We start from the raw sequence: 10834 nt of genomic DNA on the forward strand, positions 1-10834 counted from the left end.
CACTCAACTACTTGATTCGTTGTGTGCCGTCTCGATGGATGCGCATTATAGGGTGTCGATTTTTTTGCACAACTCTTTTTTCATCTTTTTCTACTGTTTGAATACTTTTCACCCCTTACGGACAGATCTTGGTCGATCCGTCGTATTTTAACGACGATCCTAATGGCCGATTGGTTGTAATTCCATCAGCAAAGGCTAGTATTGCCGGTAAAACGTGATCTTATTAAGAGGTTATTATTATGTGCGACTCTATCCGCCCTTATCTTCATTATTCACCGACTTTAGGTAAACGAGTCATGATCGATAGATCGAGTGTTGTCATTGGCAATGTTATTTTAGGTGATGATGTCAGTGTCTGGCCATTAGTCGCCATTCGTGGCGATGTTAATCACGTCATCATTGAGGCACGTTCAAATATCCAAGACGGTAGTGTGCTGCATGTTACCCATCAATCTGAGCATAATCCTGAAGGGTATCCATTAATCATTGGTGAAGACGTGACTGTTGGTCATAAAGCAATGCTACATGGCTGTACCATTGGTAACAGAGTATTAGTGGGTATGGGATCTATTCTATTAGATGGAGCAATAATAGAAGATGATGTAATGATTGGTGCAGGTAGTCTTATTGCTCCAGGTAAGCGCTTGGTTAGTGGCTATCTTTATGTGGGCAGCCCAGCGAAGCAAATACGCCCATTAACCCCCATAGAGTTAGAAGGTCTGCTTTACTCTGCTGGCAACTACGTTCGCTGGAAAGATGACTATCTGGCAGAGTCCAAATAACCGAATGAGATACAGGGGAGAGAGATAACATCCCTGTATCCTTGATGTGTATTTCTATTTACCTAACTCATTACGTAGCTGGGCTAATACTGGCGTAATTTCAGGCATCACACCGTGCCAAAGTTTGAAAGCATGTGCTGCTTGTCCTACCAGCATTCCTAAACCATCAGCATAACCTGTTAAACCCAATCGTTGCGCCCAAGCCAAGAATGGTGTGGCTCCCGCCTGGTAGAACATATCGTAACAACGTGTTTGGGAAGTAAGGATCTCTGTTGGTAAGCCCGGAACCTCGCCATGAATACCAGATGCCGTCGCATTTATAACCAAATCGAATCGTTGCCCAGCCAACACCGACATTTCACAAGCATCAATATCACCAAGATGGTGAAATACTTTGGCCAGTTGCTGCGCCCGGGTATGTGTCCGGTTGGTAACAACCACAGTACACCCATAAGAAAGTAGAGGAAGGATCACTCCTCGGGCAGCGCCACCAGCCCCAACCAACAAAATACGATCGGTTGTTAGGATCAAGTTCTGTCGTGCAAGGTCACTGAGCAAACCAATACCATCGGTGTTATCACCCAATAAGCGTCCATCGTCCAGACGCTTAATCGTATTAACAGCCCCTGCCAGAGATGCACGGTCGGTTAATTCATCACATTGATCATATGCACGTTCTTTAAACGGTGTTGTAATGTTCGCGCCCTGGGCACCATCAGCAAAAAAAGAGGCTAATGTGTTCTCAAAGGCTTCAGGAAGAGCTAATACCGTACCATATCGATGTTCAATGCCTGTTTGCTCGGAAAAAAGCGTATGGATCCTCGGCGATTTACTATGACTAATAGGATTACCAAATACTGCGAACTTCTGATCCATACAATATCCTACCCTTGGCGAAACCGCTTACCCGTTAAGGCATCTCTGATTTCAGATGGATTCAAACGACCACCAACTTGACCGGATAGCACCGGTAATGAAGGGCCAAACTGTAATCTGACTTCTTCTTCCGTACGACATGGCTCGTACCCACTTAAATTAGCACTAGTTGACACTAGCGGCTTACCATATTCCGCACAAAGCTGCTGTACAAGTGGGTGATTGCTCACTCTCACCGCCAATGAGTCAAAACAGCCTGTTAGCCATTGCGGCGTTTCTACTCGGGCAGGTATCACCCACGTTATCGGCCCCGGCCAAGTAGAAAAGAGGGTTTCTCGTTGTATTTCGTTAAGCATTGAATCATTAATATAAGGCTCTAACTGAGCATAATTAGCGGCAACCAAGATCAAACCTTTCTGCCATGGCCGCTGTTTTAACGCTAGCAAAGTATTAACCGCTTTTTCACTATCGGGATCGCATCCTAAACCAAAAACTGCCTCTGTTGGATAAGCGATAACCTCTTCTTGCCTCAATGCCCGCACTATATCCGTCAGAGCAAAATTGTTTACTTGTTGATTCATACTATTATTCACTGGCTACAGCCTTCCCACATAACTTACTGGCACAGATATATTTGATACCCCGTGCCGTTCTCTTTTCTATTAACAGTGGGTAGTGGCAATAACCACACTCTCCTACAATTGGCGGTTGATTGAGCGTAAATTGGCAGTCGGGGTAGCGATTACAGGCATGGAAAATTTTCCCAAACCGAGACTTGCGTTGTAACAGTTTCCCTTGACCACACTGTGGGCAATCAATAGACGTCTCATCAGGTTTATCTATAACTTCTGTATGATCACACTGCGGGTATTGGCTGCAACCAATGAACATCCCGAAGCGGCCTTGACGTAGCACCATATCAGAGCTACACACAGGACAAGGTTGCCCTTCCAGAATTTTCACAACATGGCCGTCAGTCTGCGCTTTTAGTGGGCGTATATACTGGCAATCTGGATAATGTGAACAACCAAGGAATGGACCATGCCCCCCACTGCGAATCACCAATCCTGCACCGCAATCAGGACAGGAGCCATTATCCTTAGTGATAACTTTCTTCGTCATAACGCCTTCTATATCAGCCATTAGCCCGCGATCTTACTACTTAGTGTAAATAACCATCATTGACTTCAAAGAGCAGCTCTTCCATCTGCTTATAGGCATTTTCATAACCCGGTATATTGAACAACACCATCAGCACAACCCATTTAAGATCTTCAAGATCAATCTCGGGGGAGTCCAGCGCCATGATACGATCAATCACCATCTCACGAGTATCAAACTGTAATACCTGAATTTGTTCAAGGAATAGGATAAAACCACGGCAAGTGGCCCCCAGACGCCGACACTCTTCCACAGTATAGATGCGTAAAGCTTGTGGATCAGCGGTATAGAGATAAGGGGCTTTCTGCCCTTCCTGTAGGTCAGCGAGAACCTCTAACCAGTTCAGGGCGTTGTTGATATCCTCACGGTAGAAACCAGCATCAGCAAGATCGTCGGTAATCTTGTCCTGATCGACAAGCATTTCCGATTCGCTGTGCATGTAAGTTTCAAATAAGTAAATTAGAACGTCGAACATGGCCTGCCCTCCTTATTCGGACATAGCCGCCGGGTACAGCTGCGATCCACCCTGCTAACTCCAGCTCGAGCAATTTGCTGGCAATGTCTTGCACAGGTTGGCCGGCACGTTCGGCGACAACATCAACAGGTGTCACCTCATCCCCTACGTTAGCCAACACATCAGCAAATGGCAATTCAACTTGCTCCTTCGGTGAAGAAATAATTACTTCCTCTGGCAATGATAACCATTGCAAAGAACCATTGATCTGCTCTGAGACGTCTTTAACAGACGTTGCCAAGTAAGCGCCTTGCTGAATGAGCCAATGTGTTCCTTCGCTGCTAGCACTGCCTAATGGCCCCGGTAGTGCGAACACATCTCTTCCTTGGTCCATCGCATAACGAGCGGTAATCAAAGAGCCACTTTTTAAAGTGGCCTCAACGACTAACACTGCGTCACTTAGCCCGCTGATAATTCGATTTCTTCTAGGGAAATGAGCAGCAATAGGTAACGCTGTCGTTAAAAATTCAGAAACCAAAGCACCACCTTGATATTCAATCTCTTTAGCCAAACGGCTGTGCCGCTGTGGATATATGTTCTCCAACCCACTCCCTAGCACAGCAATCGTTCTCCCTTGAACATTCAGAGCTGCCTGATGACAAATTCCGTCTATTCCCACAGCTAAACCACTAGTGATAACTAACCCTGTACGAGCCAGTTCTGAGGCAAAATATCTCCCCCACTGCTCACCATAGTGGCTGAAATGGCGGCTACCAACCATTGCGATCTGTGGGCGATAGAGAACATCAAGTTCGCCGGAAATAAAGAGAACTAACGGTGCCGCGGCAATATGAACTAAATGAGGTGGATACCCAGGCTCACCATAAGTGAGTAAATGATGGTTAGGAGCACTCAGCCACTCTAGCGTGTCTGCAATATAACGAGGTGACAATTGAGCAAACTGATAACACTGTTGTGAGTCTAACCCGTAGGCAGCCAACCTCCCCGGATGGATATCACCACTGGCAAGTAATCGCTTGGCCAACGCACTGCGTTTCACGACCCCAATCCCTTTAACCTGAGTCATCCGTAGCCATAGTTCTGCTGCTAACATACCGCCTCCCTGACTTGCTTTCCTATGTTGACACCAATTCGTTCAATTGGTAGACGATGCTGTCAATTAGAGCAAGAAATGTCTAGAATAGAGATTGAATATCATTCACTACTCGGACGCAGATCTAGATATTTATGTCAGTATTAAAAATATTACATTACCCAGACGAGCGGCTGCGCAAAATTGCAGCGCCGGTAAAAGAAGTCAATGGTGAAATCCAGCGTATTGTGGACGACATGTTCGAGACTATGTACGCAGAGGAAGGCATTGGGCTTGCCGCAACCCAAGTGGATGTTCACCAACAAATTATTGTCATTGATATATCAGAAAACCGTGATCAACGCTTGGTGTTGATAAACCCAGAACTTTTGGAAAAAAGCGGTGAAACGGGTATTGAAGAAGGCTGTTTATCCATTCCTGAGCAACGAGCACTGATCCCTCGGGCTGAAAAGGTCAAAATCAGGGCGCTGGATCGAGATGGTAAGCCATTTGAACTAGAAACTGATGGTTTATTGGCTATTTGTATCCAGCATGAAATGGATCATTTGATTGGCAAACTGTTTGTCGATTATCTGTCACCACTCAAGCGTCAGCGTATCCGCCAAAAGCTGGAGAAAATGGCTAAGCTCAATGCCCGCGCCAACTAAACTTTTCTAACGCAGGAAACTAACGTGTCTGATTCTTTGCGGATTATTTTTGCCGGAACTCCTGATTTTGCAGCGCGCCATTTAGGCGCGTTGCTCTCTTCTCAACATAAGATTGTTGGTGTGTTCACTCAACCAGACCGCCCAGTTGGCCGAGGCAATAAACTCACCCCAAGCCCAGTTAAAATATTGGCAGAACACCACGGCATCCCTGTTTTTCAGCCTAAATCATTAAGACCTGAAGAGAACCAACATTTAGTTGCCGACCTCAATGCTGACATCATGGTCGTAGTGGCTTATGGCTTAATACTACCCGCGGCGGTGTTAGCGATGCCACGTTTAGGCTGCATCAATGTTCATGGTTCGTTACTCCCACGTTGGCGTGGTGCAGCACCGATCCAACGTTCAGTATGGGCGGGTGACGAAAAAACGGGTATTACTATCATGCAGATGGATATCGGATTAGATACCGGTGATATGCTGCATAAAATTGAATGTGACATTCAGCCAGAAGATACCAGTGCGACGCTGTATGATAAATTGGCACAATTGGGGCCTCAAGGGCTGTTGATAACATTACAACAGCTAGCCGAAGGCACTGCCCTAGCAGAAGTTCAAAATGAAACACAAGCAACCTATGCGGAGAAGCTGAGTAAAGAGGAGGCCAAATTAGATTGGACACTTTCTGCAACTCAGTTAGAACGCTGTATTCGTGCATTTAACCCTTGGCCTGTCAGCTATTTTATTGTTGATGAACAGCCAATCAAAGTTTGGCAAGCGCAGATACTCCCTGCTGCCGAGGATACAGAACCAGGTACCATTATCCATGCAGATAAGCATGGTATCCAAGTTGCAACTGCTGATGGCGTTTTGAATATCATACAACTCCAGCCCGCAGGGAAAAAAGTAATGTCAGCCGCTGACTTATTAAACTCTCGGCGAGAATGGTTTATGCCAGGTAGTCAACTAGTGTAATCGTTCGGTTCCAACAATACCTTTCATCGCCCAATACTTCGTCATTGGGCTATTTCTCCCTTTATTTGCTGACGTTTGTCAGCTTTTTTGGTTATGAAAAATACATATAATCTCCGCAGTATCGCTGCTAAAGCAATTAGTCAGGTATTGGATCAGGGCCAATCGCTCAGTACCGTTTTACCTGAATTACAAAAAAATATTTCCGATAAAGATCGCGCATTGCTGCAGGAACTGTGTTTTGGCACTCTGCGAGCCTTGCCACAGCTAGAGTGGTGTATTCAACAACTTATGGCTCGCCCGATGACGGGTAAACAACGTGTTTTTCATTACCTGATTATGGTTGGGCTCTATCAGTTGATTTACACTCGGATCCCGCCACATGCGGCGTTGGCTGAAACGGTCGAAGGCGCAACAGTACTGAAACGTCCACAATTAAAAGGGCTTATCAATGGTGTATTACGCCAATTTCAGCGTCAACACGTGGAATTACTGGAACGTGCTGTAAATAACGATAGCCACTATCTGCATCCCAGTTGGTTGTTGGCCCGTATTAAACAAGCCTATCCAGCACAGTGGCAGCAAATTTTGGATGCCAATAACCAAAAACCGCCCATGTGGTTACGTGTAAATCGCCTGCATCATTCTCGTAGTGAATACCTCGAACTGTTAACACAGGCTGATATTAATGCGGAGCCTCACCCTATTTATCGTGATGCTGTGCGCCTTATCACCCCTTGTGCCGTCAATCATCTACCTGGCTTTGAACTTGGTTGGGTAACCGTACAAGATGCTTCGGCTCAAGGTTGTGTTGACCTACTCGATCCCCAGAATGGTGAGCAGATCCTTGATTTATGTGCAGCCCCAGGAGGTAAAACCACTCATATTCTGGAAGCCGCACCACAGGCTCATGTATTGGCCGTAGATATTGATGAACAACGACTGAGTCGGGTTAAAGAAAACTTACAACGCCTGCAATTACAAGCCGTAGTCCGTGTTGGTGATGGTCGAACACCTGACACATGGTGCGGTGACCAGCAATTTGATCGTATTCTATTGGACGCACCTTGTTCTGCAACTGGTGTTATTCGCCGCCATCCAGATATAAAATGGCTGCGCCGGGACCGAGATATTTCCGAATTGGCCCAACTACAATCAGAAATCATTGAGGCTATTTGGCCTAAACTGAAACATGGTGGAGTACTGGTTTATGCTACTTGTTCAATATTACCGGAAGAAAACCAACAGCAGATTGCCGCTTTCCTACAACGGCATCCCGAAGCACAGTTGACCGAAACCGGTACTACAGCGGCGCCTGGTAAACAAAACCTTCCACATCCTGAGGACGGTGATGGTTTCTTCTACGCCAAGATAATCAAAAAATAGTCTGTGGCTTTTGCTATGCCTCAAAACCGAATTTCAGTGTGAAACAGAGAATGCTATGAAAATAATTATTCTTGGGGCAGGGCAAGTTGGCGGGACCCTGGCAGAAAACTTAGTGGGTGAAAATAACGATATCACTGTAGTCGATATCGACTCTGGTCGACTGCGCCAACTGCAGGATAAGTTTGATTTACGTGTAGTACAAGGGTATGGCTCACACCCTAGAGTTCTACGGGAGGCAGGAGCTGAGGATGCCGATATGCTGGTAGCCGTAACTAATTCTGATGAAACAAATATGATTGCCTGCCAAATCGCTTACTCATTATTCAATACACCAAATCGTATTGCTCGCATTCGATCAACTGAATATATACGTGAAGCAGATAAACTCTTTCTGCCAGAAGCCGTGCCGATTGACCATTTAATCTCACCTGAACAACTAGTTATTGACTATATCTATAAGTTAATCGAATACCCTGGAGCACTGCAGGTCGTTAACTTTGCTGAAGGTAAGGTTAGCATCGCAGCAGTTAAAGCCTACTATGGCGGCCCATTGGTAGGGAATGCATTGTCATCCTTACGCGAACATATGCCACATATTGATACTAGAGTCGCGGCGATATTCCGCCAAGATCGGCCAATCCGTCCACAGGGATCAACAATTATTGAAGCTGGCGATGAAGTCTTTTTTGTAGCCGCCTCTCAACATATACGAGCGGTAATGAGTGAGTTACAGCGTCTGGAAAAACCGTATAAACGCATTATGATTGTCGGTGGTGGTAATGTCGGTGCAGGTCTGGCACTACGTCTGGAAAAAGACTACAGCGTAAAGTTAATTGAACGTGACCAACAGCGGGCTGCTGAATTAGCTGAAATGCTACACGATACCATCGTATTTTATGGTGATGCATCAGACCAAGAATTACTCGCAGAAGAACATATTGAACAGGTTGATGTCTTTATCGCCATTACAAACGATGATGAAGCCAATATTATGTCAGCTATGCTGGCAAAACGGATGGGTGCAAAAAAAGCGATGGTACTTATCCAACGCAGTGCTTACGTCGATTTGGTTCAAGGAAGCGTTATTGATATTGTTATATCACCACAACAAGCTACTATTTCAGCACTATTAGGTCATGTCCGTAAAGCAGATATCGTCAGTGTATCCTCGCTGAGACGTGGCGTTGCAGAGGCAATAGAAGCTATTGCTCATGGTGATGAAAGCACTTCAAAAGTTGTCGGCCGAATGGTTGAAGATATAAAGTTACCACCAGGAACAACTATTGGAGCTATCGTTCGTGGTGATGAGGTTATTATTGCAAACAGTAACTCCATAATTAAGCAAGGGGACCATGTAATAATGTTCATTACCCACAAAAAATTTGTACCCGATGTGGAACGTTTGTTCCAACCAAGCCCATTTTTCCTATAACTAATAACCATTAATTTCTGGCGTCCTTATAAAAAACCATACTCATGAGGAAATAATTAAAATTTCCCTATAATTTTAGTGATAATAGGTATTAGTTAGCTAGAATTAAGTCATTCATTTATTGATGGGGTGTTGGCTATGAGCTTTATGAAAGAATTTCGTGAATTTGCCATGCGTGGCAATGTGGTCGACTTAGCTGTTGGTGTGATTATTGGTGCGGCATTCGGCAGAATTGTCTCTTCACTCGTTGCCGATATTATCATGCCGCCACTCGGGCTATTGCTAGGTGGGGTAGATTTTAAACAATTCCATTTTGTATTACGAGCCGCTGAAGGGTCTATACCCGCGGTAGTAATGAATTATGGGACATTTATTCAAAGCATTTTTGATTTTGTTATTGTAGCCCTCGCTATATTCTCCGCGGTTAAGTTGATGAATAAGCTACGTCGTGAAAAAGCGGAAGAAGAACCTGCAACACCGCCAACACCAACGACTGAAGAGATACTATTAGCTGAGATTCGCGATTTATTAAAAGCGCAGCACACAAAATAATTTCAGTTTGGCTAAATTTAAGAGCTATCGGAATGAGTTACCCCAAACAGCGGAGCAAAAACTGATATTTGGATTAAGTCCAAGAAGATAGCTTTTTATTTCTTTTAAATCAGAAGACCAGTAGTAAAGAATCTATTGATTGCTTACTACTGGCCTCCCAGTTACTACCTTTTGCATATTTCTCTTTACGCTGATAGCTTCCTTTACCTTTACTATTTTTCTCAATACGCTGTCTGAATAGTGGGTCATGGAGTAGAGCTTCCAGTGCATTATCTTTAATTTTTCCCTTGGTATGGCGATATGTTGTCATGGTACTACCTCGCAGTAATGGTACTAATGGATAAATTCTGAACATGATACTGTGGTCCGCTGTCGATTTAAACCATCTGTAGAGAAATTTATATCTTAATTAACTCTTCTGTTGCTCCCTGCTCCAAAGCTTCCAATATTGAGCAGTATGTCGTCGCATGGCTAGTGCCACAACAAGCATCGCTGAGTCTTTTTAGGGAGTCACGCATTCTCTCTAATTCTCTGATCTTACCTTCCACATCACTAAGCCGTGAATCTACAATAGACTTGGACTCCTGGCAGGTATGATGCTCAGGATCTATCCGGATCGACAATAATTCTGCGATAGTATCCAATGTAAAGCCTAGTTGCTTGGCGTAGCGGATAAACCGTAAGCGCCGGAGATCCTGATCAGTATACAGCCGGTAGCCACCATCAGTTCGTTCACCGTGGTCCATCATTCCCTGCTTTTCGTAGTAACGGATAGTATCCGGCGTTACATCAGCGAGTTTAGCTAACTGCCCAATTTTCAACATATTGTCCACCTATCAGCCAGTTCCTGTTGATAACCAACAGCGTATAAAATAAGGAGTTGGAAGTCATCATGTTACATACCTCATTAAGAGAAAAATCTCATAATAATAAATGCATTTTGACTATCCTATAATTGAAACAGATATAATATATACCTTTGAAGATACGCTAGCTGGAGTTACCCCTGCTAAAACAGACACAGCTAATTAACTGCTAACATAGCATCGCGATATTCGCGTGGAGATTTCATATTCAGCCCCTTATGCGGATGCAGGTTATTATAGTCCTCCATCCATTCTGCCATTTTTTCCATCACTGATACTGCATCCAGCAGGTCATTTACGTAGACGTAATCCCGCTTGAACGTCTTTACGAACGATTCTGCCATGCCGTTACTTTCCGGGCTACGTACTGGTGTGGTACACACTATGAACCCCAGTGAACTGGCAAACGCACGCGTGGCATCGGCTATATAGCAACTGCCGTTATCGGTCAGCCATTCTACTGGATGCGGGACCATCAGTGCATTACCGAACCGCTTCTCCAGACTTTCTGTCAGCAGATCCTGCACCATTACACGTACCGCATGATGGACATCCATATAGCCCCCTACAGGCAGCCATTCACTTTTCAGGCTTC

General features: G+C 44.8%; 14 protein-coding genes. 6 read left to right on the plus strand and 8 right to left on the minus strand.

The window, feature by feature from the left end; genetic code table 11:
• Positions 1-239: 239 nt before the first annotated feature.
• Positions 240-782 (plus strand): gamma carbonic anhydrase family protein, encoded by a 543-nt coding sequence (locus AC971_RS20730; protein ID WP_038402047.1) that lies wholly within the window; start codon positions 240-242, stop codon positions 780-782.
• 54 nt (positions 783-836) lie between these two features.
• On the opposite strand, the gene aroE is transcribed toward AC971_RS20730, so the two are convergent.
• Genes aroE through dprA form a run of 5 tightly spaced genes read right to left on the minus strand, consistent with a single transcriptional unit; the run spans position 837 to position 4387 of the window.
• Complete coding sequence (gene aroE / locus AC971_RS20735; RefSeq protein WP_025381719.1) at positions 837-1658, minus strand: shikimate dehydrogenase; 822 nt, start codon at positions 1656-1658, stop codon at positions 837-839.
• Positions 1659-1666: 8 nt separating this feature from the next.
• Positions 1667-2239, minus strand: coding sequence for an L-threonylcarbamoyladenylate synthase type 1 TsaC (tsaC, locus tag AC971_RS20740; RefSeq protein WP_025381720.1), 573 nt, complete (start codon positions 2237-2239; stop codon positions 1667-1669).
• A gap of 4 nt (positions 2240-2243) precedes the next feature.
• Positions 2244-2780 (minus strand): DNA topoisomerase family protein, encoded by a 537-nt coding sequence (locus tag AC971_RS20745; protein WP_038402454.1) that lies wholly within the window; start codon positions 2778-2780, stop codon positions 2244-2246.
• Positions 2781-2820: 40 nt separating this feature from the next.
• The gene (locus tag AC971_RS20750; RefSeq protein ID WP_025381722.1) at positions 2821-3294 is read right to left on the minus strand and encodes a DUF494 family protein; all 474 of its coding nucleotides are present in this window, start codon (positions 3292-3294) and stop codon (positions 2821-2823) included.
• Positions 3266-4387 carry a DNA-protecting protein DprA gene (gene dprA / locus AC971_RS20755; protein WP_025381723.1) on the minus strand — a complete coding sequence of 374 codons (1122 nt, stop codon included), beginning with the start codon at positions 4385-4387 and terminating at the stop codon, positions 3266-3268. Before dprA ends, AC971_RS20750 begins: the two co-directional genes overlap by 29 nt.
• A gap of 134 nt (positions 4388-4521) precedes the next feature.
• Between dprA and def the strand changes: the two genes are divergently transcribed.
• From def to mscL, 5 genes are all read left to right on the plus strand, one after another.
• Positions 4522-5034, plus strand: a complete 513-nt coding sequence (def, locus tag AC971_RS20760) for a peptide deformylase (RefSeq protein WP_025381724.1) — start codon at positions 4522-4524, stop codon at positions 5032-5034.
• A gap of 24 nt (positions 5035-5058) precedes the next feature.
• Complete coding sequence (gene fmt / locus AC971_RS20765; protein WP_025381725.1) at positions 5059-6006, plus strand: methionyl-tRNA formyltransferase; 948 nt, start codon at positions 5059-5061, stop codon at positions 6004-6006.
• A gap of 93 nt (positions 6007-6099) precedes the next feature.
• Entirely contained in the window at positions 6100-7389 is a 1290-nt protein-coding gene (gene rsmB / locus AC971_RS20770; RefSeq protein ID WP_025381726.1) for a 16S rRNA (cytosine(967)-C(5))-methyltransferase RsmB, read from the plus strand.
• A 55-nt stretch (positions 7390-7444) separates the two neighbouring features.
• Positions 7445-8821: a Trk system potassium transporter TrkA gene (gene trkA / locus AC971_RS20775; RefSeq protein ID WP_002209018.1), complete on the plus strand. Its 1377-nt coding sequence runs from the start codon at positions 7445-7447 to the stop codon at positions 8819-8821.
• Positions 8822-8959: 138 nt separating this feature from the next.
• The gene (gene mscL / locus AC971_RS20780; protein WP_025381727.1) at positions 8960-9373 is read left to right on the plus strand and encodes a large-conductance mechanosensitive channel protein MscL; all 414 of its coding nucleotides are present in this window, start codon (positions 8960-8962) and stop codon (positions 9371-9373) included.
• Positions 9374-9482: 109 nt separating this feature from the next.
• Here mscL and AC971_RS20785 read toward each other — a convergent pair whose 3' ends face one another.
• The 3 genes from AC971_RS20785 to AC971_RS20795 form a co-directional block, all read right to left on the minus strand.
• On the minus strand, positions 9483-9683 hold the full coding sequence (locus AC971_RS20785; RefSeq protein WP_025381728.1) for an alternative ribosome-rescue factor A: 201 nt from the start codon (positions 9681-9683) through the stop codon (positions 9483-9485).
• A gap of 88 nt (positions 9684-9771) precedes the next feature.
• Positions 9772-10197 (minus strand): Zn(2+)-responsive transcriptional regulator, encoded by a 426-nt coding sequence (zntR, locus tag AC971_RS20790; RefSeq protein ID WP_025381729.1) that lies wholly within the window; start codon positions 10195-10197, stop codon positions 9772-9774.
• A gap of 200 nt (positions 10198-10397) precedes the next feature.
• The coding region (locus AC971_RS20795) for an integrase core domain-containing protein (protein ID WP_231573044.1) at positions 10398-10834 on the minus strand (437 nt) is incomplete at its 5' end.

It is taken from the genome of Yersinia similis, assembly GCF_001053095.1.
GTDB lineage: Bacteria > Pseudomonadota > Gammaproteobacteria > Enterobacterales > Enterobacteriaceae > Yersinia > Yersinia similis.

Coding starts and splice junctions, on each gene's coding strand:
- AC971_RS20730 (WP_038402047.1), top strand. CDS start 240: ATGTGCGACTCTATCCGCCCTTATCTTCATTATTCACCGACTTTAGGT.
- aroE (WP_025381719.1), bottom strand. CDS start 1,658: ATGGATCAGAAGTTCGCAGTATTTGGTAATCCTATTAGTCATAGTAAA.
- tsaC (WP_025381720.1), bottom strand. CDS start 2,239: ATGAATCAACAAGTAAACAATTTTGCTCTGACGGATATAGTGCGGGCA.
- AC971_RS20745 (WP_038402454.1), bottom strand. CDS start 2,780: ATGACGAAGAAAGTTATCACTAAGGATAATGGCTCCTGTCCTGATTGC.
- AC971_RS20750 (WP_025381722.1), bottom strand. CDS start 3,294: ATGTTCGACGTTCTAATTTACTTATTTGAAACTTACATGCACAGCGAA.
- dprA (WP_025381723.1), bottom strand. CDS start 4,387: ATGTTAGCAGCAGAACTATGGCTACGGATGACTCAGGTTAAAGGGATT.
- def (WP_025381724.1), top strand. CDS start 4,522: ATGTCAGTATTAAAAATATTACATTACCCAGACGAGCGGCTGCGCAAA.
- rsmB (WP_025381726.1), top strand. CDS start 6,100: ATGAAAAATACATATAATCTCCGCAGTATCGCTGCTAAAGCAATTAGT.
- trkA (WP_002209018.1), top strand. CDS start 7,445: ATGAAAATAATTATTCTTGGGGCAGGGCAAGTTGGCGGGACCCTGGCA.
- mscL (WP_025381727.1), top strand. CDS start 8,960: ATGAGCTTTATGAAAGAATTTCGTGAATTTGCCATGCGTGGCAATGTG.
- AC971_RS20785 (WP_025381728.1), bottom strand. CDS start 9,683: ATGACAACATATCGCCATACCAAGGGAAAAATTAAAGATAATGCACTG.
- zntR (WP_025381729.1), bottom strand. CDS start 10,197: ATGTTGAAAATTGGGCAGTTAGCTAAACTCGCTGATGTAACGCCGGAT.